Origin of the sequence: Pseudomonas rhodesiae (genome assembly GCF_013285305.1) — a bacterium.
Classification (GTDB): Bacteria; Pseudomonadota; Gammaproteobacteria; order Pseudomonadales; family Pseudomonadaceae; genus Aquipseudomonas; species Aquipseudomonas rhodesiae.
Genome location: NZ_CP054205.1, coordinates 1,302,436 through 1,321,715 on the forward strand (window position 1 = coordinate 1,302,436; position 19,280 = coordinate 1,321,715).

Here is a 19,280-nt window from a genome sequence, read left to right on the forward strand (position 1 = left end):
GGCTGGGTCAGACCATCATCAGCAACACGGCGACGAAAATGCTGCCGGCGGAGAAGGTCATGGTCCGAGACGACCAGGTGTTGAACCAACGTTGAAAGCTGGCCAAATCGCGGGTCAGTTTGGTGTCCTGGCGGGTCCAGGACTGTTGATCAAGGCGGAAGAACACGTAGATCTTCACCAACGCGCCCATGATCTGGTTGTAATAGAGAATCAGTGGGTAGGCCGGGCCGATCTTGTGGCCGGAGCACGAAAGCAGCAGGGTCAGGATCAGGCGGGTGATGCCGATCCACAGCAGGTACGCGAGGATGAATGCGCCGCCGTACTTGAAGGTGGCGATGATTGCTACGGTCAGGCCGAGCAGCGAAGTCCACATGGACACGCGCTGATCGAACAACACGATGCTGGTGAACAGACCCAGGCGACGCACACCCAGGCCCAGGGCACGGGAGTTCTGACGCAGGTTGTTGCCGTACCAGCGGAACATCAGCTTGCGGCTGGCCTTGATAAAGCTCTTTTCCGGCGGGTGTTCCACGGTGTTGATCGCGGCATCCGGCACGTAGAAGGTGTCGTAGCCCAGGCGCATCAGGCTGAACCAGCTGGACTTGTCATCACCGGTGAGGAACTTGAAGCGGCCCAGGCGCCAGTGTTGCAGCGAGTCGCTTTCCACGTCGGCAATAAAGCCCGGGTCGGTGACCACGCTGGCGCGGAATACCGACATACGACCGGTCATGGTCAGTACGCGCTTGGACAGGGCCATGGAACACATATTGATGTGGCGTTGGGCGAAGCGCAGCTTGTGCCACTCGCTCATGATGTAACCGCCGCGCACTTCGCAGAACTCGTTGGTGGTCAGGCCGCCGACGTTGCCGAACAGCTGGAACCACGGCACGGTCTTGCGCACAACGCCTTCGGCGAGCACGGTGTCGCCGTCGATCACCGCCACGACCGCGCGGTCATCCGGCAAGTGACGCGAAATAGCACGGAAACCGAAGGCCAGGCCGTCGCGCTTGCCGGTGCCAGCGATACGCACGAAGTCGAGCTTGACGTGTTCTGGTGGGTTCATCTTTTCCCACAAGCTCTTGACCAGCAGCTCATCGGACATTTCCACCAGCGAGCAAACCACCGTGGTCGGGAAACCACAGTCGATCGCTTCACGGATCACCGAGCTGTACACCTGGGCGGTGGTCAGGGCATCGATGCGAAAACTGGTGACCATCAAAAACACATGGGACGGGTCGGCGGCCTTGCCCAGCTTGCGGACTTTGCGGCGCAGGTGCGGGTAGACCACATACAGGAACAGCATGCCGCGAAAGAAATGCGTAGCACCCATCGAGTAGCGCCAGATACCGACGGCGCCAATCAGGAAAATAAAATTCTTCGACTCGGAGTCGAATGTGCTGGCTGGCAAAGCCAGAGCTAGAAGCGCTAAAAGCGCCAGAAATACTAGCCAGCCAGTAGCTTGGTTTAACCGTTGCATATTTGTGTCCGTCACGGGGGAGTAGGGCCACAAGCGGCAAGCTATAAGCTGAAAAACGATCGCTTCTAACTTGCCGCTTGCCGCTTGAAACTAGCCGCTGCCCCTTACCAACAGATGCCTTCAGTACGGCCGCTCGCGCTGGTTGCCTTGGACATGAAGCCCACCAGATCGACCACTTGCTTACCTTCCGGCGCGTTATGGGCCAGGGAGCGGAACTTCTCGTCGCGGTTGCCCAGGATGATCACGTCGGAGTTGTTGATCACATCGTCGAAGTCCGAGTTGAGCAGGGACGACACGTGAGGGATCTTGCCTTCGATGTAATCCTTGTTGGCGCCGTGAACACGCGCGTATTCGACGTTGCTGTCGTAGATGCTCAGGTCGTAGCCCTTGCCGATCAGCATCTCGGCCAGCTCGACCAGCGGGCTTTCACGCAGGTCATCGGTACCGGCCTTGAAGCTCAGGCCCAGCAGGGCGACTTTGCGTTTGTCGTGGCTGGAGACGATGTCGAAGGCGTTCTGCACCTGGGACTCGTTGCTGCGCATCAGGGAGTTGAGCAGCGGTGCTTCCACGTCCAGGGAGCCGGCGCGGTAGGTCAGGGCGCGAACATCTTTTGGCAGGCACGAGCCGCCGAAGGCGAAACCTGGGCGCATGTAGTACTGGGACAGGTTGAGGGTCTTGTCCTGGCAGACCACTTCCATCACTTCGCGACCGTCGACGCCGACCGCCTTGGCGATGTTGCCGATTTCGTTGGCGAAGGTAACTTTGGTGGCGTGCCACACGTTGCAGGTGTACTTGATCATCTCGGCCACGGCGATGTCCTTGCGGATGATCGGTGCGTCGAGTTCTTCGTACAGCGACTGCAGGACATCGCCGGAGGCTTTGTCGAACTCGCCGATAACGGTCATCGGTGGCAGGTCGTAGTCGGCGATGGCGGTGGATTCACGCAGGAATTCCGGGTTGACCGCAACACCGAAGTCGACGCCGGCTTTCTTGCCGGAGCAGTCTTCGAGGATTGGGATCACCACGTTGGCGACGGTGCCCGGCAACACGGTGCTGCGCACCACGATGGTGTGGCGGGTGGTCTTGTCACGCAGGACAAAACCGATCTCGCGGCATACCGATTCGATGTAGTTGAGTTCCAGATCGCCGTTTTTCTTGCTCGGCGTGCCGACGCAAATCATCGACAGGTCGGTATCGCGGATGGCTTCGGCGAAGTTGGTGGTGCCGCGCAGTCGACCCGTTTGGATACCCTGGCTCAACAGTTCGCCCAGACCCGGTTCAACAATTGGCGATTTGCCAGCGTTGATCAGGTCGATCTTTTCCTTGGAGATGTCCACGCCGACCACTTCGTGGCCACGGGCAGACAGGCAACCGGCACAGACTGCGCCAACGTAACCCAAACCAAATATGCTGATGCGCATCGCATTTACCTCATTGTCATTGAAGACGGTGTTAATCATGCCAATAGATGGCCGGAGTTCATGTTTGCAAGCGTCACTGTTTCCACGGAAGTTAGGCGAATAGACGCCGACTTACCGTGTACAGGCATGTTAAATAGTGAGTGACTAACTATTGCACTCAAGTTGTGCGCAACGTGGCCTTGTTATTGGGGCTTGCCCTCAAATGCAGCCGGCCTTCCTGGGAGAAGGGCCTGGCGCCAGTGCCGCAGAGCTTTGATACGGGCAATAATCCTATAGATATCAAAGCTTTGGGATGTATCACTGACCCATTGGGGTAAGCACGACCTTGGCCTTATAGTTCGTGGCAATAATTCCTTATCGCCGCCTTTAACTAGTCAGTTGGTAATATGACCCATGAGTCGAAGTTGAATATGACAACTTCGCTACTTCCGTTGGTCGCCATGTAAGTCATCTCCTACAGAAACAGAGAATTTCGTTACCGGTGGTATGAGCGGCGCTTTAGGATGAAGTTCCTAGCCACTCATCCTGTTTCCTGAAATTTCTTGAAATATGAGGGGAGATGGCACTAGTACTATATTGATAGCACTTGCTATTTGGGCCAGTAGTTGTGGGGAGTTGGCACGCGGGGATAGTTTTGTGCCACTAGTGTTAAAAAAAACGGGTGCCACTACGAAAAAAATTGATGAATGTCGAGTGAAACTATTGATAGGTTTGTGTCGTGATATTTTTTGACGTCAAATAAATGACGATTTTCGATGTGAAGGGCGAACAGAAATGTGGAAGGGGTTTGCTCCCTATTGCTTTGTGTCAGTCAATTTATATATCGACTGATGCGCTGCCATCGGGGGCAAGCCCCCTCCCACATTTGCATTTTTTTGTCTGAGAGAGGCGGGTACGGCCTTATTCCGGTGCGTGGTCGCGCAGAAACACCAGGTTGTCCGGCTTGGACTGCTCCGCATTGAAGCGGTAGCCCTGTACATCAAACCCCTTGAGATTTTCGGGGTCATTGATGCGTTCTTCGATCACAAAACGGCTCATCATGCCGCGCGCCTTTTTTGCGTAGAAACTGATGATTTTGTACTGGCCGTTTTTCAGGTCCTTGAACTCGGTGTTGATGATCCGCGCGTTCAGGGCCGTGCGTTTGACCGCCGAAAAGTACTCATTGGACGCCAGGTTGAGCAGCAAATCGTCACCTTGGGCGGCCAGGGCTTCGTTGAGCCATTCGCTGATGCGTGTGCCCCAGAAGGCGTACAGGTCCTTGCCACGGGCGTTGGCCAGTTTGGTGCCCATTTCCAGACGATACGGCATCATCAGGTCCAGCGGGCGCAGCAAGCCATACAGGCCCGAGAGCATGCGCAGGTGGTCCTGGGCGTAGCTGAAATCGGCGTCGCTAAACGTTTCCGCGTTCAAGCCGGTATACACGTCGCCCTTAAAGGCCAGCAGGGCCTGCTTGGCGTTTTCGGGGGTGAAGGCGGGCGTCCAACTGCCAAAGCGCGCGGCATTCAGGCCGCCGATCTTGTCGGACACGTGCATCAATTCGCTGATCTGCGCCGGGCTGAATTCGCGCAGTTGCTCGATCAGTTCCTGTGAGTGATCCAGGTACTGCGGCTGGGTGAAGCGCGCAGTGACCGGCTTTGACTCGAAATCGAGGGTTTTGGCGGGGGAAATCACCATCAGCATGAAGTTGGCTCCTGTAATCGTGGGCGCGATTCTAGGGGCTTGGGCGATTTGACTCCACCTATGATGGCGATAGGCGCGATCCGCTATGATGGCCGGTAGTTCTGGAAAGGGAGACCCTGTGTGCGAATAGCGCTTTTATTGTCCGCTTGTCTGTTGTGCCTAAGCGCCCAGGCCGCGCCGGTGGACGTGGCCAGCCTGAACCGTGGCGCCTGGCCCGAAAAGCTCAGCACGCCGGCGCTGTTCGATGTGGGCTCGCGCGCCGAGATCCTGATGTTCGCCCACAGCCTGCTGGCCAGCGAGTCCCAGGATGAAGCGGCCCTTAAACAACGCCTGGGATTGAAGATCATCAACCTGGCGGCCATCAACGACCTGCGCCGTGAGCTGTGGCAACGCTTGCTGGAGAACTACAGCGTCGCCCAGCAGAGTTGCGAGGTGGATGCGTCGTTCTGCTACCTGGTGGAAAACATGGACGACCTTCGCGAGGAGGCCGGCAAGTTCCAGATCAGCGAAAGCTCCTTCTATATAGATTGGGCCGCCCCCAGCCATGCCTTCCATGAGCGCTACCTGGATGAACTGCTGCGCAAGGCCGCGCTGTTTCCGCAGATCAGCAGTGAAGTTGCGCGGTTCGGCGACCATGAACGCAATGGCGATGAATTCAATGACCGCCTGTTCCTGCTGACCTTCGACGGCGGCCCCGCGCCCGTCAGCGGCAACACTGATTGGCTGGCCGACTATCTGCGCAAACAGAAGATGAACGGGGTGTTCTTTGTGCTCGGTAGCAGCCTGCAAACCCGCGTGGAGCGCAGCTCCGCCGCCGACGTGCAGACGCTGTACCAAGGCCAGTGTGTGGGCATCCAAGGCTGGCAGTACCGTTCCCATAGCCATTGGGTGGACTGGCAAAGCTCGATCACCCGCAGCGCCCAGTTGGTGCAGAACCTGATGCCGGAAAACTACCTGCCGCTGTTTCGCCCACCCTATGGCCAGCGCCGCGCGGACAGCCAGGGGTTTTTCCAATCACAGGGCTTGCAGGTGGCGTTGTGGGACATCGATTCCCAGGACGAGCCGGGCAAGCTCAAGGCTGAAGAATCGGCGCAGCGCGTGCTCACGCTGATGCTGTTATGGCGCAAAGGCGTGATTGTGTTTCACGACACTCAGGACAAGGCGCGGGTGGCATTGCCGTGGTTGCTGCAGGCGACCGCGCAGAGCGGCCTGGGTTGGCAGGACTGTCGCGAAGCGTTTCGATGAAGTGCCCGGCCCTATTGGGTTTGCGCAGGTTTCGGGGTGATTTTGTGCGACATTTCGATGCAGGCGGACTTCCGACTTTAACGGCGCAGCTGGCACTCGGCTAGTGCTATTCGTCATCCTGAAAAATAAACTTCAAAAAAGCGTCAAAGTGCTTTTTCCTGTCACACGTTTTGCGGTATTACGAAGTCAGATCGCCGAAACCTGCAGCACAGGTGGCGTCTTCCAAGACTCCTCATGTGGGCATGCACTTGACGTCACTCAGGTGCATTCGGTGGTCGAATCGAGGCGCAGCACCGCCCAGGTATTGCGTCGACTGGCTCCCACAAAAGGTGACCGAGTATGGATGATCATGGACGTAACCCTTCTTCCGACCAGCCAATCCTTTATGTGCTTGATACGAATGTATTGATCCACGATCCAAACGCACTGCTCAATTTCGAAGAACACCACGTCGCCATCCCGATGATCGTGCTTGAGGAGCTCGACAAACTCAAAAGCGGCCACCACAGCGTTGCCGCCGAATGTCGCCAGGCCATCCGCCTGATCGACAAGACCCTGGGCGAGGCCTCGCCTGAAGATGTTGAGGTCGGTGTGCCGATCCAGCGCGGCAAGAGCGGGCCCAAGGGCTTGCTGTCGATTCTGATGAGCAAGCGCAGCGAGCCCAACAGCCTGCTGCCGGAAAACCTGAACGACAACAAAATCATCAACCAATTGATCGACCTGCACGCGCGTGACAAGGACCTGCGTCTGGTGCTGGTGACCAAAGACATCAATATGCGCCTCAAGGCTCGCGCATGTGGGATCGCGGCCGAGGACTACAGCACCGACCAACTGGTCGATGACGTTTCGATGCTATCCCGTGGGTATCACACCATGACCGGTTCGTTCTGGGACCGCGTCAGCAAGGTGGAAACCCGTCAGGACCATGGCCGCACCTGGCATCAGGTACAACTGATCGACAACCTGCCGGCGGTGCATATCAATGAATTCATTATCGACGAACAGGGCTTCGTGGGCTGGATCAAAGAAATCCAAGTCGACAAGCTGCTGATCCTCGACCTGCATCAGGAACCCCTGTTGCACCAGGAAGCCTGGGGCCTGAAACCGCGTGATATCTACCAAAGCCTGGCGCTGTATGCGCTGCTGGATCCGGATATCCATCTGGTGAACCTGACCGGTGCCGCCGGTTCCGGTAAAACCATCCTGGCCCTGGCGGCCGCCATCGAACAGACCATGGTCACCAAGCGCTATCGCCGCATCATCGCCACCCGCAGCGTGCAGGGCCTGGACCAGGAAATCGGCTTCCTGCCAGGCACCGAGGCGGAAAAAATGGAACCGTGGCTGGGGGCGATCACCGACAACCTCGAAGCCTTGCACATGGATGACGAAAACACCCATGGCAGCGTCGACTACATCCTCAGCAAAGTGCCGTTGCAGTTCAAATCCCTCAACTACATCCGAGGTCGCAGCTTCCAGCAGAGCCTGATCCTGATCGACGAATGCCAGAACCTCACGCCGCACCAGATGAAAACCATCATCACCCGTGCCGGCGCCGGTTCCAAAGTGGTGTGCCTGGGCAACCTGGCACAGATCGACACTCCTTACCTGTCCGCGACCAGTTCCGGGCTGACCTACCTGACCGAACGCTTCAAGGATTTCCCGAACGGCGTGCATATCGCGCTGCAAGGGGTGCCTCGCTCGATTCTGGCGGAATACGCAGAGTCGCATCTCTGAGTCGCAAGCTTTAAGCTACAAGCTGCAAGTGGGTCCGGTGAGCTTTTGACCTGCCGCTTGCAGCTTTTAGCTTTTTTGCTGCCTCAAGGAGGCCTCGTGCTGACTCATCTCGATTCCCAAGGTCGCGCCCATATGGTCGACGTCACCGCCAAGTCCGTGACGTTCCGTGAGGCGGTGGCCGAAGCGCGGGTGCGCATGCTGCCCGAGACCCTCAAAATGATTGTCGACGGTGCCCACCCCAAGGGCGACGTGTTCGCCGTGGCCCGCATCGCCGGGATCCAGGCGGCCAAGAAGACCAGTGATCTGATTCCCCTGTGCCATCCGCTGATGCTGACGGGCGTCAAGGTCGAGCTGGCCGCTGAAGGGGAAAATACCGTACATATCGTCGCGCGCTGCAAACTCTCGGGGCAGACCGGCGTGGAGATGGAAGCGTTGACCGCCGCCAGCGTCGCCGCGCTGACCATTTACGATATGTGCAAGGCGGTGGATCGCGGCATGACCATCGAAAACATTCGCCTGCTGGAAAAACTCGGCGGCAAGAGCGGGCATTTCAAGGCAGACCAGGCATGAGCATCAACGTATTGTTTTTTGCGCGTTACGCCGAGGCGGTGGGCTTCGATTCACTGGAGATGGAAGGCGAGTTTGCCACCGTGGATGCCGTGCGCCTGGCCTTGGCCAGCGACCCCGAGTTCGCCGTACTTAACGAGGCGAGCCTGATGTGCGCGCGCAACGAGGAGTTGTGTGATCTGGACGAACCGGTCTTGGCCGGTGATGACGTGGCGTTTTTTCCGCCCGTGACCGGAGGCTGAACGTGGCCATTCGTGTGCAGGTGGAGGCCTTTGATCCGGGGGCGGAAGTCAACGCTATGCACGCCGCAAATGTAGGCGTGGGCGCGGTGGTGAGCTTTGTTGGCTACGTGCGCGACTTCAACGATGGGCGCGATGTGTCTGGCATGTTCCTCGAACACTATCCCGGCATGACCGAAAAGGCCCTGGCCAAGATCACCACCGAAGCCGAGCAGCGCTGGCCATTGCTCAAACTGGAAGTGCTGCACCGCGTCGGCGCCCTGGAGCCGGGCGAGCCGATTGTGTTCGTCGCGGCTGCCAGTGCCCATCGCCAGGCGGCGTTCGACGCCTGTGCGTTTGTGATGGATTATCTGAAGACCCGTGCGCCGTTCTGGAAGAAGGAAAACACACCGGAAGGTGCGCGCTGGGTGGAAGGGCGAGACAGCGACCACACTGCGGCGGATCGCTGGAAGTAGTACGGTCAAAAATCAGCTGAAATTAAATGTGGGAGGGGGCTCGCCCCCGATAGCAGTGTGTCAGTCAACAGAGGTGTTGAATGTGCCATAGCTATCGGGGGCAAGCCCCCTCCCACTTTTTATCGCATTTCAGCTTACGGGCGTTTGCGCTCTACGGCCCGCAATAGATGCGTCGGCGGTGTCTCGCAGCTGATCTTGCGCCCCAGCAGCGCTTCGATCGACGGCAACTGATACGAGTCATCTTCCCCGGCAAAGCTGATCGACACACCCGCCGCTCCGGCGCGGCCAGTACGGCCGATGCGGTGTACATAGTCGTCCGGCACTTCCGGCAGAGTGAAGTTGATCACATGGCTGATGCCGTCGATGTGAATCCCGCGGCCTGCCACGTCGGTGGCCACCAGCACGCGAATCTTGCCTTCGCGGAAACCTTCCAGGGTCTTGATGCGCTTGTGCTGAGGCACGTCGCCGGACAGTTGCGCGGCGTTCACGCCGTCACGCACCAGGCGTTCTTCGATGCGGCGCACTTCGTCCTTGCGGTTGGCGAACACCATCACCCGCTCCCAACCGTTGTCGTTGACCAGGTTGTAGAGCAGTTTGTATTTGTCGGCACCGGCCACGGCATAGATGTGCTGCTCGACGTTTTCGCTGGCGACGTTTTCCGCTTCGATCTCCACGATCGATGGGTCGGTGGTCCATTGCTTGGCAAGGTTCATCACGTCTTCGGTGAAGGTCGCGGAGAACAGCAGGGTCTGACGCTCGCTTTTCGGCGGGGTCTGGCGAATGATCTGGCGTACCTGTGGGATAAAGCCCATGTCGAGCATTCGGTCGGCCTCGTCCAGCACCATCACTTCGACCATGTCCAAATGCACGTCGCCGCGCTGGTTGAAGTCCAGCAGGCGACCCGGAGTGGCAACCAGGATGTCGCAGTGGCGGGCTTCGAGGTGCTTGAGCTGCTTGTCGAAGTCCATGCCGCCTACGAATGTCATGACGTTGAGGCCGGTGTACTTGGTCAGGTCGGCGGCGTCCTTGGCGATCTGTACCACCAACTCGCGGGTTGGCGCGATGATCAGCGCGCGCGGTTCACCCATGTAACGTTCTTTGGGCGGTGGTGTTTGCAGCAGTTGGGTAATGATCGAGATCAGGAATGCGGCGGTCTTGCCGGTGCCGGTCTGCGCGCGGCCGATGGCGTCTTTGCCGGCCAGGGTAAAGCCCAGCACCTGCGCCTGGATCGGCGTGCAGTACGGGAAGCCCAGGTCCTGGATGGCGTGCATCAGTTCCGGAGCCAGCTTGAAGTCATGGAAGCGGGTCTTGCCTTCCTGGGGCTCGACGACGAAGTCTTCGAGTTTCCATGGGGTGACCGGCGGTTTGGGCGCGCGTTGACGGCGCGGTGCTTTGGCTTGCGGGGCTGGCGTGGCCTCAGCCGGTGCAGTCTGTTCGGGCGCGGTCACCGATGGCTTCCTGGGCGGGGCCACAGGTGCGGTCCGGCCGGGCTGTTGACCGTCATTGCGGCTGCCGGGCGTCGGGACAGGGGCGCTGGGAACAGGCGCGAGCGGCTCAGCCTCGCTTTTGCCGAACATCTTCTTGAGTGCTTTGAGCACGGTGATCTCATTAATTGGTTAAGGAATATACGCCGGCCAGTGTAATGCAAGATTCGGGCGCGGCGTAGTGCGTCTGTCATACGGCTACATAAAGCCAGGGTTTCAGCGCAGACGTTCGCTCAGCCACTGGCCGATGCGCTCTATCTCTTGAGGTAACACTTCGTGTCCCATTGGGTATTCCTGCCATGTCACGGTGACACCATGGTGCTTCAAGTACTCCATTGCTGTACGACCCATGGCGTTCTGCACCACGTCGTCGTACTGGCCGTGCAGGCAAAGGGTCGGGATGCGCTGTTGACTGGCGGATAAGTCCAGCTCATCGCTGAACGTGGGGGCATAGGTGGAGAGGGCGATCACGCCACCCAGCGGTCCCTGCCACTTCAGAAAAGCGGTGTGGTAAACCACGGCGCCGCCTTGGGAGAACCCCGCGAGGAAAATTCGCGACGCGTCTATCCCGGTTCTTTTTTGCGCTTCGATCAAATCCATTACGGTTTGCGCCGAGATTTCCAGCTCTTCCAGGCTGATGGAGCGGGCGGGGCTCATGGCCGTTATGTCGTACCAGCTGGGCATCTCGTAACCGCCGTTGATCGTTACCGGACGGATCGGTGCCTGGGGCAAGACGAATCGGGTGGACAGCAGATCTTCCTGTAGGGCTTCGGCTACGGGCATGAAGTCATAGCGATCGGCACCCAGGCCATGCAGCCAGATAACACAGGCATCGGCAGGCTTGGCGGGCTGAAGAATAAGGGGGTCGGTCATGTTCGCTCCATAAACGTGCGCTCGCTCCGATTGGGTGCGTCGGAACGGTGCGCAGCGGGTTGATTTGTTAACAAGATGTCGCAACGTTGAATCTTTTGCACTTGAACCTGGGCTGAAACGACTCAGCCGTCACTCTGGTACGGCGCTTGCTATGTGTAGGTCGATGTCAGAACTATCCTCGGTCGGTAACACTATCAGTGAGTGCCGCTTGGGAGATAGCCGCTGGAATTAATGCGACAGTCCCATGCCGCTTGACCCTAAAAAAAGCCAACACGGGTCAATATCGCCTCATAAGGGTGCGCTGGGATTCGAGCTCCGACACAACAAGAGCAAAACTGGAGGTTTGAATGAAGGTATTGAAATCCACCCTGGCCATCGTATGCGCGGCCGCTGTACTGGGTGTCAGCGGTTTCGCCCAAGCCGGCGCAACCCTGGACGCTGTGCAGAAGAAAGGCTTTGTACAGTGTGGCGTGAGTGACGGCTTGCCGGGTTTCTCGGTACCGGATGCCAGCGGCAAGATCCTGGGGATCGACGCTGACGTATGCCGCGCTGTGGCGGCTGCCGTCTTCGGTGACGCCACCAAGGTCAAATTCAGCCAGTTGAATGCCAAAGAGCGTTTCACCGCGCTGCAATCGGGCGAAGTCGACATTCTGTCCCGTAACACCACCATGACCAGCTCCCGCGATGCGGGCATGGGCCTGAAATTCCCGGGTTTCATTACCTATTACGATGGCATCGGCTTCCTGGTTAACAACAAGCTGGGCGTCAAAAGCGCCAAGGAACTGGACGGTGCAACCATCTGCATCCAGGCCGGTACCACCACCGAGCTGAACGTTTCCGACTACTTCCGTGGCAACGGTCTGAAATACACCCCGATCACCTTCGACACCTCCGACGAAAGCGCCAAGTCGCTCGAATCCGGGCGTTGCGACGTGCTGACCTCCGACAAGTCCCAACTGTTCGCCCAGCGCAGCAAGTTGGCCTCGCCGAAGGATTACGTGGTACTGCCGGAAACCATTTCCAAGGAACCACTGGGCCCGGTCGTGCGTAACGGCGACGACGAGTGGCTGGCCATCGTGCGCTGGGTAGGCTATGCCATGCTCAACGCGGAAGAGGCCGGTATCACTTCCAAGAACGTCGAGGCTGAAGCCAAGTCCACCAAAAACCCGGACGTAGCTCGTCTGCTGGGTGCCGACGGTGAATACGGCAAAGACCTGAAAGTGAAGAAGGACTGGGTCGTACAGATCGTCAAGCAAGTCGGTAACTACGGTGAAGTGTTCGAGCGCAACCTGGGCAAGAGCACCCCGCTGGAAATCGACCGTGGCCTGAACGCACTGTGGAACAACGGCGGCATTCAATACGCACCGCCTGTGCGCTGATCGCTGATGGTTCTGTCACCCGGTGGGCCAACCGCCGGGTGATGTTCTGTTCCATTCTTTCCGGGGCACTTCATGCAAAATCAAATCGGCGCACCCAAGCAGAAGCTCAGCTTCAGCGACCCCAAAGTGCGTGCGTGGCTCTTCCAGATCATCACGATTGTGGCGGTGGTCTCGCTGGGCTGGTACCTCTTCAACAATACCCAGACCAACCTTCAGCACCGGGGCATCACCTCGGGTTTCGACTTTCTTGAACGCAGTGCCGGCTTCGGCATCGCGCAGCATTTGATCGATTACACCGAATCGGACAGCTATGCCCGGGTCTTCGTGATCGGCCTGCTCAACACCTTGCTGGTGACGTTCATCGGCGTGATTCTGGCCACCTTGCTGGGCTTTATCATCGGCGTGGCGCGCCTGTCGTCGAACTGGATGATCAACAAACTGGCGACGGTATATGTGGAAGTTTTCCGCAACATCCCGCCGTTGTTGCAGATCCTGTTCTGGTACTTCGCGGTGTTCCTGACCATGCCAGGGCCGCGCAACAGCCATAATTTCGGCGATACCTTCTTTGTCAGTAGTCGTGGCCTGAACATGCCGGCGGCGCTGGCCGCTGACGGTTTCTGGCCGTTCGTGGCGAGCATTGTGCTGGCCATCGTGGCAATCGTGATGATGGCGCGTTGGGCCAATAAACGCTTTGAAGCCACGGGCGTGCCGTTCCATAAGTTCTGGGCGGGCCTGGCGCTGTTCATCGTGATCCCGGCACTGTGCGCGTTGATCTTCGGCGTGCCGCTGCACTGGGAAATGCCCAAGCTGCAAGGCTTCAACTTCGTCGGCGGCTGGGTATTGATCCCCGAACTGCTGGCGCTGACCCTGGCACTGACGGTGTACACGGCAGCGTTTATCGCCGAGATCGTGCGCTCGGGCATCAAGTCCGTCAGCCATGGCCAGACCGAAGCCGCTCGCTCCCTGGGCCTGCGCAACGGTCCGACGCTGCGCAAGGTCATCATCCCGCAGGCCCTGCGGGTGATCATTCCGCCGCTGACCAGCCAATACCTGAACCTGGCGAAGAACTCGTCGTTGGCCGCCGGTATCGGTTACCCGGAAATGGTTTCGCTGTTTGCCGGCACGGTGCTCAACCAGACCGGCCAGGCGATCGAAGTCATTGCCATCACCATGAGCGTGTACCTGGCGATCAGCATCAGCATTTCCCTGCTGATGAACTGGTACAACAAGCGCATTGCGCTGATCGAGCGGTGAGGAAACGCACATGAGTTCGCATACTTTCAAACCTGATATGCCGCCGCCGAGCAAAGTCTTCGGGCCAATGGCATGGATGCGCGCCAACCTGTTTTCCAGTTGGCTCAATACACTGCTGACCCTGCTGTCGATCTACCTGGTGTACCTGGTGGTGCCGCCGATCCTGCATTGGGCCATCCTGGACGCTAACTGGGTTGGCACCACCCGCGCCGACTGTACGAAGGAGGGCGCCTGCTGGGTGTTCATCCAACAGCGTTTCGGGCAGTTCATGTACGGCTACTACCCCGGTGACCTGCGCTGGCGCGTGGACCTGACCGTGTGGCTGGCCATCGTCGGCGTGGCACCGTTGTTCATCTCGCGCTTCCCGCGCAAGGCAATCTACGGGCTGAGCTTCCTGGTGCTGTACCCGATCATCGCCTTCTTCCTGCTGCATGGCGGTGTATTTGGCCTGGCCACCGTGGCCACCAGCCAATGGGGCGGCCTGATGCTGACCCTGGTGATCGCCACCGTCGGCATCGCCGGCGCCTTGCCCTTGGGTATTGTGCTGGCGTTGGGACGGCGTTCGAACATGCCGGCGATTCGTGTGGTCTGCGTGACCTTCATCGAATTCTGGCGCGGCGTGCCGCTGATTACCGTGCTGTTCATGTCCTCGGTAATGCTGCCGTTGTTCCTGCCCGAAGGCATGAACTTCGACAAGTTGCTGCGGGCGCTGATCGGCGTGATCCTGTTCCAGTCGGCCTATGTGGCCGAAGTGGTGCGTGGCGGTTTGCAGGCCATCCCTAAAGGCCAGTACGAAGCGGCCGCGGCGATGGGCCTGGGCTACTGGCGCAGCATGGGCCTGGTGATTCTGCCGCAAGCCCTGAAGATGGTGATTCCGGGGATCGTCAACACCTTCATCGCGCTGTTCAAGGACACCAGCCTGGTGATCATCATCGGCCTGTTCGACCTGCTCAACAGCGTCAAGCAAGCCGCCGCCGACCCTAAATGGCTGGGCATGGCCACTGAAGGCTACGTGTTCGCCGCCCTGGTGTTCTGGATTTTCTGTTTTGGTATGTCGCGCTATTCCATGCACCTGGAACGCAAGCTCGACACAGGCCACAAGCGTTAGGAGTTCTTTTGATGAGCGAAGCAATCAAACAGCCTGTGGGCCCTGAAGGCATTATCCAGATGCAGGGCGTCAACAAGTGGTACGGCCAGTTCCATGTGTTGAAAGACATCAACCTCAACGTCAAGCAGGGCGAGCGTATCGTGCTGTGCGGGCCGTCGGGTTCCGGCAAGTCCACCACCATCCGCTGCCTCAACCGCCTGGAAGAACACCAGCAGGGCCGCATCGTGGTCGATGGCGTGGAGCTGACCAACGACCTCAAGCAGATCGAGGCGATCCGCCGCGAAGTCGGCATGGTGTTCCAGCACTTCAACCTGTTCCCGCACCTGACCATCCTGCAGAACTGCACGCTGGCGCCGATGTGGGTGCGCAAGATGCCCAAGCGCAAGGCCGAAGAAATCGCCATGCACTACCTGGAGCGCGTGCGCATCCCGGAGCAGGCCCACAAGTTTCCGGGGCAACTGTCCGGCGGCCAGCAACAGCGTGTGGCAATTGCCCGTGCCCTGTGCATGAAACCGAAAATCATGCTGTTCGATGAGCCGACTTCGGCACTGGACCCAGAGATGGTGAAAGAAGTACTCGACACCATGATCGGCCTGGCCGAAGACGGCATGACCATGCTCTGCGTAACCCACGAAATGGGCTTTGCCCGTACCGTGGCCAACCGTGTGATCTTCATGGACAAAGGCGAAATCGTGGAACAAGCGGCACCGAATGACTTCTTCGACAACCCGCAGAATGATCGGACCAAGTTGTTCTTGAGCCAGATTCTGCATTGATCCTGCGGTAATGCTTGAAGATAAACCCGGCCTTGGCGCCGGGTTTATTTTTGCCTGTCTACCGTGTCAGGACGCCTGAGCTGAAAGCTGTTGCGCGTCTTTGGCGATGAGCAGCCGGTTAAGATCTTCGCCAACGTTGAGCGTCTCTATCTCCGCCAACAGGTGGGGATGTTTATCCAACAAGCGCATCAGGATGAGTAATGGCTCAGGTGGAAACACCTCGGCCCTTTCGTACCGGGAAAATGCGTTGTGGCCGCGGCCAATCAACAGCCTCACAGCCTCCTTTTGGGTCAGATGTAATTTGCGCCGAATTCGCTTTATTTCGGCGGCAATGACTTTTCGCGCATCGACCAACAGTTGATCACTGGCAGTGGAATAACGCTCTGCACTGTCGGTGTCCATATCGAACTCCCTTTCATGGCAGACCTGGCATTCCCAGCCGGCGATATCAGGAATCTTGCGCAGCATGCCGCGGGTATTGATCGTGAAGGTGCGACCTTCGAAATGCTGCATGCCTTCAGCAGCGCCGCAGTTCACGCATTGTCGGGTTTTCATAAAGCTTTCTCCTTGAAGGAGATTACCGGCGGCCCACCGCTTGGACGGTAGGTCACTTTGATGTAAATCTCCGTGCCGTAAATCTTGATCAGATAGACGTCCTGCCATATCCGATGGTCTGCGTATGTCGTCATTGACTTGTACAACATTCGAGCTTCCAGAGCGCAAACGGCAAGTCGCATCTGACCGAGGCTCAACTCCAGCTGCCGCCCTCCCTCTCGGGCGCTGGCGGTGAAAGCGCGCGCACCTAGCCGGATGACCTCTTCCTTGACTTGAGCCAAATCGTAATGAGGTGTGTGCTTTTCCATAAGACACCTAAGTTGATAATTACCCTTTAAGGGTAATTTTACCAATCGAAAATTTTGCTTCGTTTTCCGCCCATTCACCCTAGTGCGTTGCCTTTGTAGGTGAGTCCTAATAGGCTGTAGGAAAATTCATCCTATGATTGGACGAAAGCGCAAAATCCATGACAGACATCGCCCCACTGATCAAACGCTCCCTGGTCGACCAGGCCCTTGAACAGTTGCGCCTGCGCATAGCCCAGGGCGTATGGGCTGTCGGCGAGCGCTTGCCCACCGAGCCGGAGTTGTCCGCCGAGCTGGGGATCAGCCGCAATACCGTGCGTGAAGCCATGCGGGTGTTGGCGTTTTCCGGGTTGATTGAGATCCGCCAGGGAGACGGCAGTTATCTGCGCTCGATGACTGATCCCTTGGGGGCGATGCGTGCGTTGTCCCACTGCACCTTGGTGCAGGCGCAGGAGACCCGGCAGATCCTCGAAGTGGAGGCCATTGGTCTTGCGGCGCAACGCCGTACCGAGCAAGACCTTCAGGGGTTGCATCAAGCCCTGCGCACCAGCGCCGCGCTGTATCACGGTGACCTGGAGGCCTATATCCACGCCGACCTGGTGTTCCACACCCGTCTGGTGGATGCCGCCCACAACCCGGCGTTGAGCGAGTTGTACCAGTATTTTTCCGCCATCGTCGGCGCCCAGTTGCGCCAGACCCTCAGTGTTTCACCACGCCGCCAGGCGGTGTTCGACCTGCACAGCGCCTTGCTTGAAGCGGTGGAGCAGCAAGACCCGGAACGCGCCAAATCCCTCTGCCGACAGTTGATCCATGAACCCTGAAGCCCAACGCACACCCGAACTCGAAGAACTGCTGATCGATGCCGAGGCCGATGACGACGAGGTCCAGCACACCCCGCCGCAGGTCAGCCGCCCGTGGCTGTTGCTGCTGGGCCTGGTGCTGGTGGCGTTGAACCTGCGCCCCGCGTTGTCGAGCATGGCGCCGTTGCTCAGCGATGTGTCGGCCAGCCTGGGCTTGTCGGCGGCCAAGGCCGGTTTGCTGACCACTTTGCCCGTGCTGTGCCTGGGGCTGTTTGCGCCATTGGCGCCGATTCTGGCGCGGCGATTCGGCGCCGAGCGTGTGGTGCTGGGGATCGTGCTGACACTGGCCGGTGGCATCATTCTGCGCAGTGCATTCGGTGAGGTCGGGCTGTTTGCCGGCAGCCTGATTGCCGGGGCGAGCATCGGCATTATCGGCGTGTTGCTGCCGGGCATCGTCAAGCGTGATTTCGCTCGCCAGGCCGGGGCCATGACCGGCGTGTACACCATGGCGTTGTGCCTGGGCGCCGCGCTGGCGGCGGGGGCGACAGTGCCGCTGAGCCATGTGTTCGGCGACCGCTGGAGCATGGGCCTGGGCTTCTGGATGGTGCCGGCGGTGGTGGCGGCGTTGGTGTGGTGGCCCCAGGTCGGGCAACGACACGGCGCCCATCGCGTCGCGTATAAGGTCAAAGGCTTGTTACGCGATCCGTTGGCCTGGCAGGTGACCTTGTACATGGGCCTGCAATCGTCCCTGGCGTACATCGTGTTTGGCTGGCTGCCGTCGATTCTGATCAGCCGCGGCCTCAGCGCCACCGAGGCCGGGCTGGCGCTGTCCGGCTCGATCATCCTGCAATTGATCAGTTCGCTGGCCGCGCCCTGGTTGGCCACTCGTGGCCGCGACCAGCGCCTGGCGATCGTGGTGGTGATGCTGCTGACCCTCGGCGGGTTGTTCGGTTGCCTCTATGCGCCGCTGGACGGTCTGTGGGGCTGGGCGATCCTGCTCGGCCTGGGCCAGGGCGGCACCTTCAGCCTGGCGTTGACCTTGATTGTGCTGCGCTCGCGGGATGCCCACGTCGCCGCGAACCTGTCGAGCATGGCTCAGGGTTTCGGCTATACCCTGGCGTCCCTTGGCCCGTTTGCGGTCGGCCTGGTGCACGACTGGACCGGCGGCTGGAGCGCCATCGGCTGGATTTTCGCGGTGATCGGCCTGGGCGCGATCATTGCCGGCCTGGGCGCAGGGCGTGCGCGTTATGTGCAGGTCACCAGCGAGAAACGCTAGAGATAGATCACTTCCAGGGTCGCCGAGCCGTCGAGCAGGGTGTCGGTGCTCAGGTCCAGGTTCTGCCGTGCGTCGATCACCGCTTGGACCTTGACCGTGCTGATCAGCTCCTGGATCGCCGAAGGCCCGGCGGTGCTGCCCTGCCTGGCGGTAAAGCCCAGGTAGCTATTGGCGCCAATATCGATGGGGTTGAGGTTGGCGGTGCGCCAGGCCAGCCCGCCGGTGGTGGACTCGGTGCCGTACACCGTCACGGTGCTGTCCACCAGCGTGTTGCGGGGGTCGAAGGTCATCGAGTAAAGCCCAAGCCGGTTGCCGCTGTTGTCCAGCCCGAGCCCGTAGTAAATCTCGCTGTTGACCGTTGCGGTGCCCTCGCGATTGTCGCGCATGCGCAGCGCAAAACGACTTGGCGCCGTGCAGGCGATGCTCACTTGCAGGTGTTTGATCGGCAGCCGCGTACTGGTCTCCAGGTTCAGATCCTGCTGGGACATCTTGCCGTAGTCGATCAGCCCGCCGCCGGACAACTGAGGGTCGCAGGCGGTGGGCGTGACCACGCCTTTGACCGTCAGATCGACGCTGGAGGCGGCCTGGGTGTGGGCCGTGGCGGTCAATAACAGCAGGCTGTAAAAAACGATGGGATAAGCGTTCATGGCGT

19 protein-coding genes are annotated in these 19,280 nt (G+C 59.2%); 11 read left to right on the forward strand and 8 right to left on the reverse strand.

All coding sequences use genetic code 11. The features are described 5' to 3' along the window. Positions 1-7: 7 nt before the first annotated feature. The 3 genes from alg8 to yaaA form a co-directional block, all read right to left on the reverse strand. Entirely contained in the window at positions 8-1,477 is a 1,470-nt protein-coding gene (alg8, locus tag HRH33_RS05800; protein WP_034137041.1) for a mannuronan synthase, read from the reverse strand. Between the two features lie 104 nt (positions 1,478-1,581). Next, positions 1,582-2,898, reverse strand: coding sequence for a nucleotide sugar dehydrogenase (locus HRH33_RS05805; protein ID WP_034137093.1), 1,317 nt, complete (start codon positions 2,896-2,898; stop codon positions 1,582-1,584). Positions 2,899-3,798: 900 nt separating this feature from the next. Further along, the gene (gene yaaA / locus HRH33_RS05810; protein WP_167417266.1) at positions 3,799-4,578 is read right to left on the reverse strand and encodes a peroxide stress protein YaaA; all 780 of its coding nucleotides are present in this window, start codon (positions 4,576-4,578) and stop codon (positions 3,799-3,801) included. A 120-nt stretch (positions 4,579-4,698) separates the two neighbouring features. Here yaaA and HRH33_RS05815 point away from each other — a divergent pair, with 120 nt between their 5' ends. The 5 genes from HRH33_RS05815 (at position 4,699) to moaE (ending at position 8,818) form a co-directional block, all read left to right on the forward strand. Continuing rightward, positions 4,699-5,823 (forward strand): polysaccharide deacetylase family protein, encoded by a 1,125-nt coding sequence (locus tag HRH33_RS05815; RefSeq protein ID WP_167417265.1) that lies wholly within the window; start codon positions 4,699-4,701, stop codon positions 5,821-5,823. A 339-nt stretch (positions 5,824-6,162) separates the two neighbouring features. After that, positions 6,163-7,557 (forward strand): PhoH family protein, encoded by a 1,395-nt coding sequence (locus HRH33_RS05820; protein ID WP_024073562.1) that lies wholly within the window; start codon positions 6,163-6,165, stop codon positions 7,555-7,557. A gap of 96 nt (positions 7,558-7,653) precedes the next feature. Continuing rightward, positions 7,654-8,127 (forward strand): cyclic pyranopterin monophosphate synthase MoaC, encoded by a 474-nt coding sequence (gene moaC, locus HRH33_RS05825; protein ID WP_167417264.1) that lies wholly within the window; start codon positions 7,654-7,656, stop codon positions 8,125-8,127. Next, positions 8,124-8,366, forward strand: a complete 243-nt coding sequence (locus HRH33_RS05830; RefSeq protein WP_034096001.1) for a MoaD/ThiS family protein — start codon at positions 8,124-8,126, stop codon at positions 8,364-8,366. The genes moaC and HRH33_RS05830 overlap by 4 nt, the downstream gene beginning before the upstream one ends. 2 nt (positions 8,367-8,368) lie before the next feature. After that, complete coding sequence (gene moaE / locus HRH33_RS05835) at positions 8,369-8,818, forward strand: molybdopterin synthase catalytic subunit MoaE (protein ID WP_167417263.1); 450 nt, start codon at positions 8,369-8,371, stop codon at positions 8,816-8,818. A gap of 134 nt (positions 8,819-8,952) precedes the next feature. Here moaE and rhlB read toward each other — a convergent pair whose 3' ends face one another. Together rhlB and HRH33_RS05845 are read right to left on the reverse strand one after the other, a co-directional pair. Then, positions 8,953-10,422: an ATP-dependent RNA helicase RhlB gene (rhlB, locus tag HRH33_RS05840; protein ID WP_034111841.1), complete on the reverse strand. Its 1,470-nt coding sequence runs from the start codon at positions 10,420-10,422 to the stop codon at positions 8,953-8,955. 96 nt (positions 10,423-10,518) lie between these two features. Then, complete coding sequence (locus tag HRH33_RS05845) at positions 10,519-11,175, reverse strand: alpha/beta hydrolase (RefSeq protein ID WP_034137045.1); 657 nt, start codon at positions 11,173-11,175, stop codon at positions 10,519-10,521. Positions 11,176-11,522: 347 nt separating this feature from the next. Here HRH33_RS05845 and HRH33_RS05850 point away from each other — a divergent pair, with 347 nt between their 5' ends. The 4 genes from HRH33_RS05850 (at position 11,523) to HRH33_RS05865 (ending at position 15,692) form a co-directional block, all read left to right on the forward strand. Further along, positions 11,523-12,554 (forward strand): amino acid ABC transporter substrate-binding protein, encoded by a 1,032-nt coding sequence (locus HRH33_RS05850; RefSeq protein ID WP_034096005.1) that lies wholly within the window; start codon positions 11,523-11,525, stop codon positions 12,552-12,554. Between the two features lie 72 nt (positions 12,555-12,626). After that, positions 12,627-13,808: an amino acid ABC transporter permease gene (locus tag HRH33_RS05855; RefSeq protein WP_034137046.1), complete on the forward strand. Its 1,182-nt coding sequence runs from the start codon at positions 12,627-12,629 to the stop codon at positions 13,806-13,808. A gap of 10 nt (positions 13,809-13,818) precedes the next feature. Beyond that, positions 13,819-14,916, forward strand: coding sequence for an amino acid ABC transporter permease (locus HRH33_RS05860; protein WP_034096007.1), 1,098 nt, complete (start codon positions 13,819-13,821; stop codon positions 14,914-14,916). Between the two features lie 11 nt (positions 14,917-14,927). Further along, positions 14,928-15,692, forward strand: a complete 765-nt coding sequence (locus HRH33_RS05865) for an amino acid ABC transporter ATP-binding protein (RefSeq protein WP_034096008.1) — start codon at positions 14,928-14,930, stop codon at positions 15,690-15,692. A 66-nt stretch (positions 15,693-15,758) separates the two neighbouring features. Here HRH33_RS05865 and HRH33_RS05870 read toward each other — a convergent pair whose 3' ends face one another. Both HRH33_RS05870 and HRH33_RS05875 read right to left on the reverse strand, forming a co-directional pair. After that, complete coding sequence (locus tag HRH33_RS05870; RefSeq protein WP_034137047.1) at positions 15,759-16,247, reverse strand: type II toxin-antitoxin system MqsA family antitoxin; 489 nt, start codon at positions 16,245-16,247, stop codon at positions 15,759-15,761. Continuing rightward, complete coding sequence (locus HRH33_RS05875; protein WP_034137048.1) at positions 16,244-16,555, reverse strand: type II toxin-antitoxin system MqsR family toxin; 312 nt, start codon at positions 16,553-16,555, stop codon at positions 16,244-16,246. Before HRH33_RS05875 ends, HRH33_RS05870 begins: the two co-directional genes overlap by 4 nt. Before the next feature lie 158 nt (positions 16,556-16,713). Between HRH33_RS05875 and HRH33_RS05880 the strand changes: the two genes are divergently transcribed. Both HRH33_RS05880 and HRH33_RS05885 read left to right on the forward strand, forming a co-directional pair. Next, on the forward strand, positions 16,714-17,373 hold the full coding sequence (locus tag HRH33_RS05880) for a FadR/GntR family transcriptional regulator (RefSeq protein WP_167417262.1): 660 nt from the start codon (positions 16,714-16,716) through the stop codon (positions 17,371-17,373). Further along, on the forward strand, positions 17,363-18,628 hold the full coding sequence (locus tag HRH33_RS05885; protein ID WP_167417261.1) for a CynX/NimT family MFS transporter: 1,266 nt from the start codon (positions 17,363-17,365) through the stop codon (positions 18,626-18,628). The genes HRH33_RS05880 and HRH33_RS05885 overlap by 11 nt, the downstream gene beginning before the upstream one ends. On the opposite strand, the gene HRH33_RS05890 is transcribed toward HRH33_RS05885, so the two are convergent. Next, the gene (locus HRH33_RS05890; protein ID WP_094065354.1) at positions 18,625-19,275 is read right to left on the reverse strand and encodes a DUF1120 domain-containing protein; all 651 of its coding nucleotides are present in this window, start codon (positions 19,273-19,275) and stop codon (positions 18,625-18,627) included. The two genes, HRH33_RS05885 and HRH33_RS05890, sit on opposite strands and share 4 nt — an antisense overlap. Between the last annotated feature and the right edge of the window lie 5 nt (positions 19,276-19,280).